15 protein-coding genes and 1 pseudogene are annotated in these 14,874 nt (G+C 59.4%); 7 read left to right on the top strand and 9 right to left on the bottom strand.

The window, feature by feature from the left end:
- Positions 1-56 precede the first annotated feature (56 nt).
- The 5 genes from MUN86_RS27070 to MUN86_RS27050 form a co-directional block, all read right to left on the bottom strand.
- On the bottom strand, positions 57-452 hold the full coding sequence (locus MUN86_RS27070; protein WP_245127104.1) for a hypothetical protein: 396 nt from the start codon (positions 450-452) through the stop codon (positions 57-59).
- A gap of 52 nt (positions 453-504) precedes the next feature.
- On the bottom strand, positions 505-843 hold the full coding sequence (locus MUN86_RS27065; protein WP_245127103.1) for a sensor histidine kinase: 339 nt from the start codon (positions 841-843) through the stop codon (positions 505-507).
- Positions 750-2,075, bottom strand: a complete 1,326-nt coding sequence (locus MUN86_RS27060; protein WP_245127102.1) for a PAS domain-containing protein — start codon at positions 2,073-2,075, stop codon at positions 750-752. The genes MUN86_RS27065 and MUN86_RS27060 overlap by 94 nt, the downstream gene beginning before the upstream one ends.
- 156 nt (positions 2,076-2,231) lie before the next feature.
- Positions 2,232-2,639, bottom strand: a complete 408-nt coding sequence (locus MUN86_RS27055; RefSeq protein WP_245127101.1) for a response regulator — start codon at positions 2,637-2,639, stop codon at positions 2,232-2,234.
- 19 nt (positions 2,640-2,658) lie between these two features.
- A complete protein-coding gene (locus tag MUN86_RS27050) occupies positions 2,659-5,691 on the bottom strand; it encodes a PAS domain-containing sensor histidine kinase (RefSeq protein WP_245127100.1) in 3,033 nt (1,010 codons plus the stop codon).
- A 233-nt stretch (positions 5,692-5,924) separates the two neighbouring features.
- Here MUN86_RS27050 and MUN86_RS27045 point away from each other — a divergent pair, with 233 nt between their 5' ends.
- The 6 genes and pseudogenes from MUN86_RS27045 to MUN86_RS27020 all read left to right on the top strand — a co-directional run bounded on the left by MUN86_RS27045 (position 5,925) and on the right by MUN86_RS27020 (position 10,426).
- The gene (locus MUN86_RS27045; RefSeq protein WP_245127099.1) at positions 5,925-6,209 is read left to right on the top strand and encodes a hypothetical protein; all 285 of its coding nucleotides are present in this window, start codon (positions 5,925-5,927) and stop codon (positions 6,207-6,209) included.
- Positions 6,210-6,431: 222 nt separating this feature from the next.
- A pseudogene (locus tag MUN86_RS27040) lies at positions 6,432-8,146 on the top strand (IlvD/Edd family dehydratase).
- Between the two features lie 214 nt (positions 8,147-8,360).
- Positions 8,361-8,522, top strand: coding sequence for a hypothetical protein (locus tag MUN86_RS27035; protein WP_245127098.1), 162 nt, complete (start codon positions 8,361-8,363; stop codon positions 8,520-8,522).
- A 5-nt stretch (positions 8,523-8,527) separates the two neighbouring features.
- Positions 8,528-9,289, top strand: a complete 762-nt coding sequence (locus tag MUN86_RS27030) for an SDR family NAD(P)-dependent oxidoreductase (RefSeq protein ID WP_245127097.1) — start codon at positions 8,528-8,530, stop codon at positions 9,287-9,289.
- Positions 9,290-9,374: 85 nt separating this feature from the next.
- Positions 9,375-10,031, top strand: coding sequence for a transposase (locus MUN86_RS27025; RefSeq protein WP_280640678.1), 657 nt, complete (start codon positions 9,375-9,377; stop codon positions 10,029-10,031).
- A gap of 155 nt (positions 10,032-10,186) precedes the next feature.
- Positions 10,187-10,426 (top strand): hypothetical protein, encoded by a 240-nt coding sequence (locus tag MUN86_RS27020; RefSeq protein ID WP_245127095.1) that lies wholly within the window; start codon positions 10,187-10,189, stop codon positions 10,424-10,426.
- Here MUN86_RS27020 and MUN86_RS27015 read toward each other — a convergent pair.
- Together MUN86_RS27015 and MUN86_RS27010 are read right to left on the bottom strand one after the other, a co-directional pair.
- Positions 10,413-11,426, bottom strand: coding sequence for an SDR family NAD(P)-dependent oxidoreductase (locus MUN86_RS27015; RefSeq protein WP_245127094.1), 1,014 nt, complete (start codon positions 11,424-11,426; stop codon positions 10,413-10,415). The two genes, MUN86_RS27020 and MUN86_RS27015, sit on opposite strands and share 14 nt — an antisense overlap.
- A 28-nt stretch (positions 11,427-11,454) precedes the next feature.
- On the bottom strand, positions 11,455-12,210 hold the full coding sequence (locus MUN86_RS27010; protein ID WP_245127093.1) for an SDR family NAD(P)-dependent oxidoreductase: 756 nt from the start codon (positions 12,208-12,210) through the stop codon (positions 11,455-11,457).
- A 574-nt stretch (positions 12,211-12,784) separates the two neighbouring features.
- Here MUN86_RS27010 and MUN86_RS27005 point away from each other — a divergent pair.
- Entirely contained in the window at positions 12,785-13,363 is a 579-nt protein-coding gene (locus tag MUN86_RS27005; RefSeq protein ID WP_245127092.1) for a Crp/Fnr family transcriptional regulator, read from the top strand.
- Between the two features lie 433 nt (positions 13,364-13,796).
- Here the strand turns inward: MUN86_RS27005 and MUN86_RS27000 are convergent, their stop codons facing one another.
- Both MUN86_RS27000 and MUN86_RS26995 read right to left on the bottom strand, forming a co-directional pair.
- Positions 13,797-14,507, bottom strand: coding sequence for a bestrophin family protein (locus MUN86_RS27000; RefSeq protein ID WP_245127091.1), 711 nt, complete (start codon positions 14,505-14,507; stop codon positions 13,797-13,799).
- On the bottom strand, positions 14,483-14,833 hold the full coding sequence (locus tag MUN86_RS26995; RefSeq protein ID WP_245127090.1) for a bestrophin family protein: 351 nt from the start codon (positions 14,831-14,833) through the stop codon (positions 14,483-14,485). Before MUN86_RS26995 ends, MUN86_RS27000 begins: the two co-directional genes overlap by 25 nt.
- Positions 14,834-14,874: the final 41 nt, after the last annotated feature.

Genomic DNA, 14,874 nt, shown 5'->3' with positions numbered 1-14,874 from the left:
AAGAGCAATTCTCAGTCCGGGGCGCAGTAGCAAGCAGCTACCGCGCCCCGTTTTTTTTAAGGGCCGTATCCCAGCTGGTCAAGCAATACCGGACACAATTGAGACTTTGTTGAAAGGTGGGTTTCGAAGAGGTTGGGGGATTGATAGCCAAGAGCGGGGGTGGCGTTGTTGTAGCAGTTGCCACGCCGGCTCATGCTCTGCTGGGCCCTGTAGCAGGTGCGCAGTTGGTTAAATCGGGCAGCCAGTACACGATAAGTCCGGCTGGTTAGTGCTTTGACCCGATGATGGAGTGCGTCGTTGTTGTAGGCGATCCATACAGAGTTACCCTGCGTGGCATTCAGCAACTTACCCGTTACAACAATGGCAGCAGGCGAGGTAGGTGTTGCCGGTAAGATCCCAACCGGAATCGTAGCGGCGGAGCAGGCCACTAATGCAATCAGAAGGACCAGCAACAGATTGCGCAGGATATAAGCATTAAGAAGGGGCAGTACGGAGCCTCCTTTTTTACCGCGCGTGATGGGGTATAAATACCTGGAAAGTGGACCCGAAACCCAACTCACTTTGTACCTCGACCCGGCCGCCTAGGTTTTCCACCAGTTTCTTGACGGTGTACAGCCCCAGGCCGGAGCCTTCCACATGGTCGTGGAACCGACGGAACAAGGTAAATAAGGCAGCCTGCTGGTCTGCCGTCAATCCCAGCCCATTGTCCTCTACCCGCAGGCACCACCACCCGTCCTGGTCGTGACAGCTCAGGTGTACCACCGGCTGCCGGGTGGGATGGTGGTATTTGAAGGCATTGCTGAGCAGATTGTAAAGCACGGAGCGCAGGCTCTTGGCGGGCATAGCGACCACCGGACAGGCGGCGTTATCCACCACCAGCTGGCCCCCGTTTGCTGCAAAGCAGGCCGTAAATCCTGGCGCACGTCCGCTACGACAGCCGCCAACTCTACAGGAGTGGCAGTTGAGTCCGGAGCTTGGTGAAGCGGCAGCATCTCGCTGAGCTGCCCGAGGGTCCGCTGAAAGCGTGTCACGGCTTCCTGCATCATCTCCAGCAGTGGGTTGGTGGCCATACCAGGGCGATCCGTCAATTCCTCGCCTAGCACTTGCATGAGCACCGCTAGGTTGTTGATCGGCGCGCGCAGGTCGTGCGCAGCCATGTACACGAAGCTGTCCAGGTCGGCATTCACGCGCGTGAGTTGCTGGTTCAGGGCTTGCACCTGCTGGCGCGCCTGTACTTGCTCGCTCACATCGAAGGCAAACACATACACGCCATCCACCTGCTGCTGGGCGTTGTAGCGCGCCTGAAACGTGTGGTTGAAGTAGTGTTGTTCTGGCTTGCTATCCGCCGTGCGCGCCAGGGTTACCGGCACTTCTTGGTCCTGGTTAGTCTGTCCCGTGCGGTAGACTTGCTGCAAGCGCTCCCACACGGTGCTACCCTGAAACTCGGGCAGCGCTTCCAGTAGTGGCTTGCCCAGCAGCACCCGGTCCGGGAACAGCTGCTGGTAGCTGGGGTTGACGAGTCCATACACCAACCCGGGGCCCTGCAGCAGGCACATGGCGGCTGGCGCGTGCAGCACGAGCTGACTAAGTTGCTGCCGTTCCCGCTCGGCTGCCAGCAGAGCCTCCTGCTCCCGGTCTTGCGCCTGCCGTGCTTGCACCTCCTGCGTGACGTTGACCGAGCTGTGAATGATGTAGTGCAACTGGCCCTGCGCGTTGAACACGGGCGTATTGCGCGGCTTCCAGTGGCGTTCCACAAAGTGGCCTGGCCGTTCGGGGTCGAGCACATCATAGTGTTGCAGCGCCATCTGATGGGGCTGGCCCGTAGCAATAACGTGCTTGAGTGAGGCGCGCCAGTTGCGCACGGCATGCGCCTGGGGTGCGACTGGATTATCAGGGAAAGCGTCGAACAAATAGCGCCCCACCAACTCCTCGCGCTGTTTCAGCGTGTCGGCCAGATAGGCGTTGCTGGCCGCGAGAATCACCAGCTCGGGCGAAACCACGATGTAGGAATCGGGAACCGTTTCCAGCGCGCGTAACTGCTGGGTAAGAGTAGCGTCAGGGTTGGTAGCAGACATACAAAAGGAGAACGGAACCGGCGAGTAAGCGGCCGCACAAAGGCCCGGCTTGAATTGCTTTTGAACTTCTGGTAAGCCTAGCGGCAGTTAGATTCCTTGGGGCCAGTGGGCTGGTTCGTGACGAGGATTCTTGCTGCTACCGGGCCATTGGACGGGCTAGCGCGCAAAGTGCTGCGCCAACAAGTCCGTTACTTTTTCCTGGGTCAGCGGCTTGTTGAGAAAGCCGGCGATGGGCAGCTTCTCGGCGCGGGCCATATCCACGGGGTGCAGCGAGGTGGTGAGCATGACGATGACAATGGCCTGCTGCTGGGCCAGCGGCAGCTGCACGTAGGCTTCCAGAAAGGCTACCCCGTTGAGCACGGGCATGTTCATGTCCAGCAGAATGAGTTGAGGACACAGCGCATTTTCGGCCCTACAGGTCTGCACGAGCGTGCGCAGGGCCTGCTCGCCGTTTTCAACCACGAGCACCTGCTCGGCCACCTTTAGGCGCGTGAGCAGGAGTTTGTTAAGGTAATTGGTGGTGGGGTCGTCATCGACCAGCAGCACACTCGTTAAATGGGGCATGGCAACTACTATCGGGCGCTTAGGCCGGAAACATAATGGTAAAGGTCGTGCCCGCACCTGGCTGGCTCTGGACGGTGATAATGCCCCCGGCATTTTCTACCAGGCGCTTGGTGATGTAGAGGCCCACGCCGGTGCCTTCCACGTGCGTGTGCAGGCGCTGGAAAAGCCCGAACAGCTGGCGCTGCTGCACTGCGCTCATGCCCAGCCCATTGTCTTGCACCGTGAGCACCACGGCGTTCGGCTCGGGGGTGGCCCGCACCTGCACCACATTGGGCCGGTCGGCGGCGCGGTACTTGATGGCATTGCCGAGTAGGTTATAGACGATGCTGCGCAGGTTAGCGGGGGAGAACAACACGACCAGTTCGGGGTCGACCTCGACCGTGAGTTGCGTATCGGCCGCGGCGATAGTGGGCAGCAGGTCCAGCCGCACGTTTTCGATGGCTTGCGCCAGTCGTACTGGTTCGGTCGGCCCGGCGTGGGCCAGTTGCAGCTTAGAGATGTCGGTGAGTTGGCCGATGGTCAGCCGGAAACGGGTCACCGTCGTGTCGAGCAGCTCCAGCAGGTGCGCCACCACGTCGTCCTGCTGCACGGCTGTGGGCAGCGTATCGCGCAGGGCCAGCACGATGCTTTCAATGTTGGTAATCGGGGCCTTGAGGTCGTGCGAGGCCGTGTACACGAACGTATCCAAATCCACGTTGGTACGCGTGAGTTGGGTGTTGCTCTGGTGCAGCTCCTCGTTGGCGGCCGTCAGTTCCTCATTAATGGCCGCTAACTCTTCATTCAAGTCCTGCACCTGCTGGCGGGCGTGTACCTGCTCGGTTACTTCCATCACAAACGCCAAAATGCCGTTGATGTGGCCTTGCTCGTCGCGCCGGGCCTGGTAAACGACGGTGAAGTAACGGTCCTCCAATTCGGCGCTGCCGTCGGCGCGGGCCACGGGAATGAGCAGCTCGTGCTCCTGCTGCGTTTCGCCCGTCTCGTACACGTGCCGGAGCAGCGTTTCCACGTTGGTGCCGGCCATTTCGGGAAAGACATCAAAAAAGCGTTTCCCCACTAGCTGCCGGTCAGGCACCATCCACAGGTAGCCAGGGTTGTGAAACTCGTACACCAGGTCGGGCCCCGCCTGAATGGCGATGCCAATGGGGGCTTGCTCAAACACCGTGTAGAGCTGCTGGCGCTGGGCTTCGCGCTCCTGGCGGGCCAGCACCTGCTCCGTCACATCGAGGGCAAAAGTGGAAATGCCCACTATCTCGCCGTTTTCCCGGTACGCCTGGTACGTGAAGTTGAAGTAGACCGTGTGGGGCGAGGTGTCGGGCTGCTCGGACACGAAGGGCACTTCAGCTCCAAAGAACGTTTCGCCTGTGTGGTACACGCCCTCGAGCATGGCCAGGTAGCCTTGCGCGGTGGCATCGGGCAGGGCGTCAGCAAAGTCGTGCCCTACCAGCTGGCGGCCGGCAAAGACTTGCTGGTAAACTGGGTTGACGTACTCGAAGCGATACGTCGGCCCGCGCAGCAGCGACACGGCCGCCGGGGTTTGCTCGAAGACTTGGTAGAAGGACTCGCGCACCTGCACCTGGCGCTGGGCCGCTTCTAGCAGGTCGGCTTGCAGAGCGAGGGCCTCCTGGGTGCGCGCCTGCACCCGAGCTTCCAGCTCCTGGTTGAGCTGCTCGACTTGCTGGCGGGCTTCCACCTGGGCCGTGATGTCGACGGCAAAGTTGAGGACTTCCGTCACCTGCCCCTGCGCGTCGCGGATGGGCTCGAAGGTAGTGCGGTAGTAGCGGCGTTGGGGCTCGCCGGTGCCGGCAAAGTCCGCCCAGACTTCGGTTTCGGCGTCGTAGAAGGGCTCGCCCGTCTCGTATACTCGGTCGAACAGCTCGTAAAAGCCTTGGCCTTCAATATCGGGAATGACCTCGCGGATGGTGCGGCCTAGGGTAGTACGTGCCGGAAACAGCCGCTCATATTCGGCATTCACTAGGTCGTAGATATGCTCGGGGCCGCGCAGCAGGGCAATGTTAGCGGGCATGCGCATGAGCACTTGGTACAGGCGCTGGCGCTCACCTTCCGTTTCCGCGCGGGCGGCTTCCAGCTGCTGCTGGGTCTGGCTCAGGGCGGCGTTGGTCGCCAAGTATTCCTCGTTGCTGGCGCGCAGTTCTTCGTTGATAGCGGCCAGTTCCTCGTTGAGGGTTTGCACCTGCTGCCGGGCACGTACTTGGTCGGTTACTTCAACTGCGGAGCATATCAGGCCGGTAATATGGCCCGCCTCATCGTACGTAGGCTGGTAGGTGATGTTGAAGTAGCCCTGATAGGACTGCTGCGCCTGCGCGATGGTCACGAGCAGTTCGCGGAAGTAGCAGGGCTCCCCGGTCTGCAGCACGCCGGCAAACACGGCCTCAAAGCCTTGCCCCGCCAAGTCGGGTAGGGCCGCGAAGTGGGGGCGGCCTACAATTTGGTCGAGAGGGCGACCCCAGATCTGCCCCATGCGGGGATTGGCCCACTCTACGACGAAGTCGGGGCCGCGCAACACGCCCATCGCTATGGGCGCCTCGGCAAAGACGCGCCGCAACTCGGCCCGCTCCCGTTCGGCCTCGGCCCGAGCGGCTTGCTCGCGGGCCTGGCTTTCGCGCAGCTGCCGCTCGGCCAGACGGCGGGCGGTGATGTCCTGCACGGATTGGATGATGAACTGCACCTGCCCCTGCGCGTCGAGCACGGGCGTGTGGCGCGGCTGCCAGTGGCGCTCCACAAACCGGCCGGGCTGGGCGGGGTCAGGCACGTCGTAGTGCTGCGGGGCCATCTCGTGGAACTGCTTAGTAGCCATCACCTGCGCGAGCGAGGCGCGTACGTTGGCCACGGCGTTGGCCTCGGGCGTATCGGGGTTATCGGGGAAGGCCGCAAAGATGTGCTGCCCGACGAGGGTGGCCCGCTCGGTGAGGGTGGCGGCTAGGTAGTCGTCGCTGGCGCCCACGATCACCCACTCGGGCGAGAGCAACAGGGTGGCGCCGGGCTGGGCGTTGAAAACGGGCAGCAAGTCGAGCGGGGGCGAGGCCGAGGGCATCAAGATAGGAGTAGCATAAGGATATGCGTAAGGATAGGCATAGGCATACGGAGGCTAGGCTTAAATAGCGAAGACAAGGGAAAAAACAGGTGGGCTCGTTGGCCAAGCCGCGGCATTTTGTTGGATCTCGACACGCGAAGGCGCAGCTGCTGAGCAATAAAACGCATTATAGTGCCACCGACCCGGAAGCCCGCATTTCTATCAAGCCGGGGAAAGCCCGCGCGCTGAATTAGTTGTGCAGTAGGGCCGTAGACACCACCAACGGGGTAATCAGCCAGGTGCAGGCCGATTTTGCTGACAGCCGCGATAGCGGGCACTTGCCCAGCTTGCTGGCGCAATTACAACAACGCTTTCACGCCATGGGCTTGTATGTGCACGACGTGTTCGCTCAACGGGCGACGGTTTGTGGCTGTTGCAGCCCAAATAACCAGTTAGGGGTACTTCTGCCCAAAGAGCGGATCTACACGCTATGCCCTCCCTCTGCTGATTTTACTGTGTATACCGGCAGTTCGAGTTAATTAGGTCTTGATCCAGAGCAAGTTGACTTTTTTTCACCCTAAACAGCGTCCAGGGTGGGGCTCACCAAATCCGTTCTGCTACTGCTCGGCGCCCTGCTGCGTGCGGCGTATGCCTTTCCCACGTATTATTGTCTGTGCTGCTTATTGTCTGTGCTGCCAAGCAAAAGCAGTAAGCACTCCCTTTTTCTACCCGCCCCTGGGGCCCTTTGCCGAAACTAGCCCGTGGAAAAACAACCTCTTAGAAGCCGCAACTGGTTTGGCCGCACCGGCAAGGACGGCTTCATTTACCGGGCCTGGATGAAAAACCAGGGCACCCCAGCCCACGAGTTCGACGGCCGGCCGGTCATCGGCATCTGCAATACGTGGTCGGAACTGACGCCGTGCAACGCCCACTTCCGCGACCTGGCTGAATCGGTGAAGCGGGGCGTGTACGAGGCCGGAGGTTTCCCCGTCGAATTTCCCGTGATGTCGCTGGGCGAAACCCTGATGAAGCCCACGGCGATGCTCTACCGCAACTTGGTGAGCATGGACGTCGAGGAGTCCATTCGGGCCAACCCGGTGGATGGAGTGGTGCTGCTCTGCGGCTGCGACAAAACCACCCCCGCGCTGGTCATGGGCGCGTGCAGCGTGGACCTGCCGACGCTGGTGGTATCCGGCGGCCCGATGCTGACGGGCAACTACCAGGGCAAAGCCATTGGCACCACGGACTTGTGGCGGCTCAGCGAAGCCAGCCGGGCGGGGCAGTTGCCCCTCGATCAGTTTGAAAGCATTGAGGCCAGCATGTGCCGCAGCCAGGGGCACTGCGCCGTGATGGGCACCGCTTCGTCCATGGCGTGCATGGTAGAAGCCCTCGGCCTGTCCCTGCCCCAAAACGCAGCGATTCCGGCCGCCGACGCGCGCCGCAAAGTACTCTCCCACCTCTCGGGCATGCGCATTGTCAACATGGTGCGCGAAGACCTGAAGCTGTCGAAGATTCTGACGCGGCCGGCCTTTGAAAACGCCATGATGGTGAATGCGGCCGTTGGCGGCTCGACCAATTTTGTAATTCATTTGCTGGCCATTGCCGGGCGCATCGGCGTGGAGTTGAGCCTGGACGACTTCAACCACGTCACGGCAGGCATTCCGCTGCTGGCTAATTTGCAGCCCTCCGGGCAGTTCTTCATGGAGGATCTCTACTACGCTGGGGGCTTGCCCGCCGTGCTCAAAGAGCTGGCCGCCTTCCTGCACAACGACTGCGTGACGGTGAACGGCCACACCATCCGACAGAACTACGAGACGAGTGAGTGCTACAACCGCGCGGTGGTGGCTCCCATCGCCAAGCCCTTCAACCCTGTGGCCGGGGTGGTGGTATTGAAAGGCAATCTGTGCGAAAACGGGGCCGTAATTAAGCCCTCCGCGGCCAGCCCCGAATTGCTTCAGCACACGGGTCCCGCCGTGGTCTTCGAGAACATCGAGGATTTCAAGGCCCGCATCGACGACGCCAACCTTGACGTGACGGCCGACAGCGTGCTCGTGCTGAAAAACGTGGGCCCTAAAGGATACCCCGGCATGCCGGAAGTGGGCAACATGGCCATTCCGGGCAAGCTGCTGGCGCAGGGCGTTACCGACATGGTGCGCATTTCAGACGGGCGCATGAGCGGCACCGCGTTCGGTACCGTGGTGCTCCACGTCGCCCCCGAAGCGGCCGTCGGGGCACGCTGGCCCTCATTCAGCCGGGCGACCTCATCACCCTGGACGTGCCCAACCGCACCCTGCACGTAAACCTAACGGACGAAGAACTACAGCGGCGTAGAGGACAGTGGCCCGCAACTGAGCAGCTCGTGAGCCGGGGCTACGTGCGCCTGTTTCAGCAGCACGTCCAGCAAGCTCACTTGGGAGCCGACTTCGACTTCCTGCGCGGGGGCTCGGGCAGCGAAGTGGTTCGTGACTCTCACTAACCTGCTGCTTGTCAAGGGCTTTTACAAGGGTTAAAGCAGCTTTGTTGTTCCGCAATATGTTTTCATCGGTTTCTAAAGTAGCGGTTGTAACAGGTAGCGGCAGCAGCAGCACGCTCAGCATCTACGTTTTCAATTCTACCCTTGAAATCTAATTCGATTTGGCGAGGCCGATTACCAGCAGCCCAGCATCATCCATGACGAGCAGCAGCGGGACGTGTCGGCCTGCGTGCGCGACGCGGCCTTTTTTGCCAACGGTGGCCTGACCATGCTCCAGGCTGAGTTGGCCGCCAGCCCGGCGTACCGCCCGGTACCCGGCTCGGCTTACCCATCGCCCGCCCCGCCTTTATCACGCAATAATCAACGGCCTAAACGATAAGACTTATGCGTTTTGCAGAAAAGGTGGCCATTGTCACGGGAGCTGGTCAGGGCATTGGCTTTGAGATAGCCCGGCGGCTGGCCAGCGAAGGAGCCCAAGTGCTCCTCAACGATGTGGATACCCGCTTGGCCGACGAGGCCAGTGCCCGCATCCGGGACCAAGGGCCCGGCACCTGCCAGCCGCTGGCCGGCGACTCGGGCGATGTAGCTTTCTGCCAGGCACTGGTGGGGGAGGCAGTGGCCCGCTTTGGCCGCTTGGACATCGTGGTGGCCAACGCCGGCATCACGCTGTTCGGCGATTTTCTGACTTACCCACCCGAATCGTTTTTCAGGGTAATGCAGGTCAATCTAGGGGGCACTTTCTTCTTGGCGCAGGCCGCCGCCCGGCAGCTCCAGCAGCAAGGCAGTGGTGGGGCCCTGCTGTTCACTTCCTCCGTGACCGGGCACCAAGCGCACAAGCAGCTAGCTGCCTACGGCATGAGCAAGGCGGCGCTGGAGATGCTGGCCAAAAGCCTGGTCATCGAGCTTTCCGCCTACGGCATTACCGTGAATACGGTGGCGCCCGGCGCTACCCTTACCGCCCGCACGCAACAAGAGCCGACGTACGAAGCTACCTGGCAAAAGCTCACCCCGATGGGCCGACCCGCGACCGTGGCGGACATCGCCCAGGCTGCCTTGTTTTTGGTATCCGACGACGCCCGCCACATCACGGGTCAGAGCTTGGTAGTGGACGGCGGCTGGACGAGCATTAGCCCCGGCCCGGAGTAAGTCTTAGAAGCTGTTTACTTTAGCGAGCAGCTTTGAGCATACCGCCTAAGCGTTGCAGCTCGGATTTGACAGAGCGGGAGTGAGGATGCCAGCGGCCTTGTTCGCACAGCCTTGGGCGAGCAGCAAGTCCGTAAGGAGCAGGCAAGACGCTACGCAGCAGCGGTTGAATACCTTTCGTCTATTCATCACGAACGTCGTGGCCGATGCTGACTATTGCTCGGGAGAGAACTACGAACAGCGGGAAGAGCGGGGCCTGACGGGCTATATTCCGGCCCAGGGCGGGTACAAAGGCGAGCACCCGGGCTTTATCTACGATGCCGTCACGGACAGCTATACCTGCGAACAGGGTAAACTGCTCGTATTTGATCAGGTATACGTCGATGCCCAAGGCAACGCCAAGAAACGCTACATAGCCAAAGCCAGGGAGGGCAAGCGCGGGCCGCTGGCCGAGCAGTGCAAGGGCAAAAAGGCGCGGGAAAAGCGACGGCATCACACGCCTTACAAAGTCCAGTATGACCGCATGCTGGCGCGCTTGGCCACGCGGGTCGGCCAACGCATGCGGCGACTACGGGCTTCACCCGTCGAACCCGTCCTGGGTAGTTTGATCACGTACTATGGCTTGGGCCACCTCAGCAAGAAGCGTCAAGCAGGGGCGGCCAAAGGCCTGTATATAGTGGCCATGGCCTACAATCTGAAGAAGTACCTGCGCTTCACCCCTGCCAGCCAGATGAGTTGGGGATAGTGCTACCAGCACCTGCTCCCTTTCGGTGGCTCCTGCTTTACTTTTGCAACAGCCATCCATCTTCTGTTAACAGCTTTCAAAGGCTCTAGATAAGCCAAGCGTAGGTACTTTCAACGGTTAGATCTTCCTGCCGAGCACCTGCTCCCTGTTGCCTGATGCTACCCGCGTACTTACAAGAAGTCTATCGGATCACCGACGTAGCCCGGGCTTTTGGCTACCGCGTTTTGCCCAATGGAACCGAACTTGTGGGCTATGTCCCGCATATCGCCCCACAAGCCCGGTTCCATCAACGTTTTGCCTCCTTATCCGAGCCGGATACATCCGGTGAACTGGCGCAGATGATGCGTAACAGCAGGCAATCAGATTACACCAAACAAAGAACTATTCTGCAGTAGCAAAGGTGACGCCGGTCAGTTCTTCGGTCAATCTCCACAAGCGTTGGGCAGCGGTGGCATCAACGGAATACGCCATAACCCCGGCGGACTTGACGCCTTCTGAAAATCCCGAGCCAAGCGCTAAGCTAGCAACATCCCCATCCTCACAGTACACCCCACCAATGTTGTTTAGCAACGGACTCGTGGCGCACCAAATAGTGGTGGCGGCTCCTTGCGGAATAGTTTTGAGCGAGGCAATAACTTCCGGTACTTCCTTTCCTTGCTCGTCATAGAAGCCGAATTGCTGCAGTATTTCCAGGGGCGCTTCGCGCAGGAGTTCGGTTCCCCAAATATTGCCGGGGTGTATTGCATACGCTCGCACGCCGAACGCTTGGGCCTGATTATCTAACTCCAAGGAAAACAGGTTGAGCGCGGTTTTTGATTGCCCATACGCAACCATGGTATCGTACTCTCGGTGCTTGAAATTCGGGTCCTCGAAATCAAAGGGGGCAAACTGGTGCCCAAGAGAAGATACGTTGACTACTCGGGCGCCTTGCGCTTGTTTCAAGGCCGGCCACAACCGGGCCGTGAGCTGGAAAGGCGCTACATAGTTGGTGGCTAGTTGCGACTCTATCCCGCGGCTGTTGCGGCGCAAGGGCACGAACATGATGCCGGCGTTATGAATGAGTAGATGCAGCGGCCGGCCAGAAGCCAAAAACGCGGCGGCAAAGGCGTCAACGGAGTCCGGATTCATCAAATCCATTTCCACTACCTCGACATTGACCACGCCCGCTAGATTTTCCCGCGCCTTGGCCAGGGTTCGCGCGGGGACAACGACGGTGGCACCCGCCGCGGCTAGGGTTTTGGTGGTTTCCAAGCCAATGCCGGTGTAGCCGCCCGTCACGATAGCCACTTTGCCGACCAGACTGATTCCCTTGATGACCTCACTGGCCGTGGACGTGGCCGTAAAGCCTGAACCTAGTGGCGTTTGCAAGGCGCCGTTATTATTATTCTGTTCCATGATATTTACAGTTTAGGGTTGCGCTAGTTTATAGACCGTATAGCCCACCAGAAGCGGCTATCTTTTCCCCCGTAATCCAGCCGGCATCATCTGAGGCCAGAAAGACGGCTACTTTGGCAATGTCTGCGGGCTGCCCCGTCCGGCCCAGGGCGGTAGTAGACACCAAGCGGGTTTCCGCCTCACTGCCGATGAAGCCGAGCGTGTGCGAGCCTTCCGTTTCCACGCCGCCCGGCAAAATGGAATTGATGCGGACGTTGCGGCCGCTGAATTCCTTGGATAAGGCCGTCGTCATGGCATCCAAGGCGGCTTTGGAAGCCGAATACACCGCCCCGGTGGGCAACGGCGTTCGGCCGGCCTCCGAGCTGATATTAATGATGTTGCCCCCGGCGGGCCCGAACTGCTTTACCGCCGCTTGGATAGTGAGCAGGGAGCCCAACACATTGATGTTGAAGTGCTGGTGAAATGCGTCTATCGTAACTTCTTCAATCGGGGCGTATTGATAAATTCCCGCGTTGTTAACCAAAATATCGACGGGTCCGAAGGCCGCGTTGGCTTCGGCAAACAGTCGGGCTACATCAACTTCGTCCGACACGTTTCCCTGCACCGAAATAGCCGTGCCGCCAGCCTCCGTAATGGCTTGCACCACTTGGTCGGCCCCGTCCTTACTGGAGGCGTAGTTCACTACCACTTTGGCCCCTTCGGCGGCGAAATAGGTGGCGATGGCAACGCCTATGCCTTTAGATGCACCCGTAACTAGGGCGACTTTGTTGGTTAGCTTATTCATGTTCAGTTTGAATTTTAAAATCCACCGCCTGTTCGCCGGGCCGGGAGGCGTCTAGACAGTCATTGAGCTTTAGAAGGGCCCGTGATTGACACAGCGTCGGGCAGCAAGGCACTAGGCTATGCTGTTTGGTTAAGCAAAATTGGGAAGTTGCCCGGGGCGAAACGAGGACATTTATCACCAAATTCAGCGCCTTCAAGGCCTGCGCATGAATCGCCACGGTAGCTTTAGGGACCTAGCATACCTAGTATTCAGGCTAACCGGCCACAGGTCGGCCTTAAACAAGTTCTAAGGGTCGTCCAACCGCCAAGGACTGGGGGCGACCCCTACGCCAGCCCCATCCCCTTGGGAAGTTTGCGCAATTTTTAAGCGCCGCTGCAAATGGGGCGAGTGGGCCCCAGCATTGGTTTGCTTGACAAAAGTTGTCGTATTCACCAAACAACGGGGCACCAAACCCCAGCCCGGGGCTAGGGTTTACTTATATGAATTGAAGGGTACCGGCTTTACCTACCTATCGCGTCGGGCAACGCGGCTGTTCAGCTACCGTAGTTAGCTCAATCAAACGACGTGCGTCACCATGGTTGAAACGTTCCGACACTACCTAACTTCCAAAGCCGCTTTTACAGACGCCGAGTTAGAGCAGTTAGAAGCGGCGGCGATAGTTAAAAAGCTGAAGCGACGAGAGCATTTGTTGCACAAAGGGGACGTATGCCGCTACATGGCCTTCGTCGTCAGTGGCTCGTTGCGCCTCTACCGCACCGACGAGGAGGCAGAGGAGCACATTCTGCGCTTTGCCATCGAGAACTGGTGGATGACTGACCCCGAAAGCTTTCGCACCGGCCTGCCGGCACAAGGGGCCATTGAGGCGCTGGAGGACACGCAAGTGCTGCTGTGGTCACGAGAAAACTGGGAGCTAGTGAAAAGAGAAGTACCAGCCTTCCACGCCCTAGAGAATCAATTAGCAGGTCACTATTTGGATGCCCAAGTTAACCGACTCTATACGGCCATCAGCCACAGCGCCGAAGTGCGCTATCAGGAATTTGTGAAGGCATTTCCCGATTTTTACCAACGCATACCCTTGCACATGATTGCCTCCTACTTGGGGGTCTCACGCGAGACCCTCAGCCGCATCCGTAAGCAGGCCGGTTTTCACTGAGTAGCCCGAGCACACTTGCTGAGTTGAAGCTTAGATGATGCTTAAAAGATCGGCTGCCGGCGGTTGACACGCCACAGCTGGGTTCTGCTACAACAACATGGCGGTAGCGGGGCTGTTATCAAAACCAGATCGGGTACTCCGACGTCGGTGGGACGGGCGTGGATGGGGTCGTGTGAAGCCAGTCGCAGCCGTCAATTATCATATTTTATAAGTGATATATTGTATATAACTCAGCTACCTGTTGCTTCGATGCGCTATCCCCTGCTTCTGGTCGGGGGCTCTTGAGTGTCTGCTCGCCTTTACCCTGCACGGGCAAACCGCGGCCGACTCTACTACCCGGGCCGCCCGGCGCTGGCACTGGTCCTAACTCGAGAGGACAGCATCCGGGCGGTCCACCACCTCTTCAAGGTGCATAGCCGAACGGGTACTTGGGTTACAACAGCACATGGGCAACGGGCTGAATAGGAGCCGGCAAATCCGTTTTGCCCAGTTGTTGCAGCAAGTCGATTTCAATGCTGCGGCTCAAGGCCAGCATGGGCACATCGTTGGAGAGCCCTTCAAAAGGATTTTCTGAATAGTCGCCGACCAGTTCCATGACCACGTACACCCAGCTAATCAAGACCACCAAGGGTATCGCCACCCACAGGCCGTGGTCACCTAGTTTGCTGAATTCCGCGAACAACCCAAACGGGAGCATGGCGATGAAGATGCAGACCATCATAAACCCGACGCTAGCGAACTGGCGCGGAAACGGCGTTTTTTTGATTCGCTCGGCTTTGCCTTGGTGCTCGTAGAACTCATTGAGAATACCTTGTAAGGCCATGTGCTCCACATCGCCCACGCAGCCGGCTTTTCGCAGGCGCGCCACCTGCTGGGATTGCTGGTCCAGTAGCTGGGCGGCCGCATTGTGGTAGGCGGGCAGGGCTTCCCGCTCTGCCGGCGCTAGGTATCGGTGCAGTTGCTCCTGCGTGAGGTCTTCCCCGAACAACCCGAGCCCGATGGTTTGCCGCTTTTGTTGGGCGTCTTGCCCATATAAGCCGGGCTGGCTGACGTGTTCCCACGCGGTGGGCTCCAGCAACTGCCGCCGCAGCTGGTAGAGCCAGGCAATGTGCCGGTAAATCAGCGCCTGGTGGGTCTCAGCCAACACTTCTTCGGTCGTGGTTCCGAAGGGGCCGGTGCCACCAACGCTCTGATGTTAGACCCCCAGATGCGCGAACTGTTGACAATGCCGCCCCAGATGGTACGGGCTTCCCAGAGACGATCGTACGCCTGGTTGTTTTTAAAGCCCACGTAAAACGTCACGGCCGTACCAATCAAGGACAGGGGCAGCCAGGGGAAACTAAACTGGTGCAACGCGGTGTAGCGGTAGAGCCCCGCGACCAGCAGCGTGTAGGGAACCAACCAGGTTAAATGTTTGCCGGAATTAAAGAAGGCCGTTTCCGTCAGGCTGTAATTCTTTTTGACGTACATAAGATTGAGGTTGAATGGAGTGTGCCCAAGTCATTCGCGCT

The sequence above is a fragment of the Hymenobacter volaticus genome (assembly GCF_022921055.1).
In the GTDB taxonomy this organism is placed as follows: domain Bacteria; phylum Bacteroidota; class Bacteroidia; order Cytophagales; family Hymenobacteraceae; genus Hymenobacter; species Hymenobacter volaticus.
This window is presented reverse-complemented; position numbering and strand designations above follow the sequence as displayed.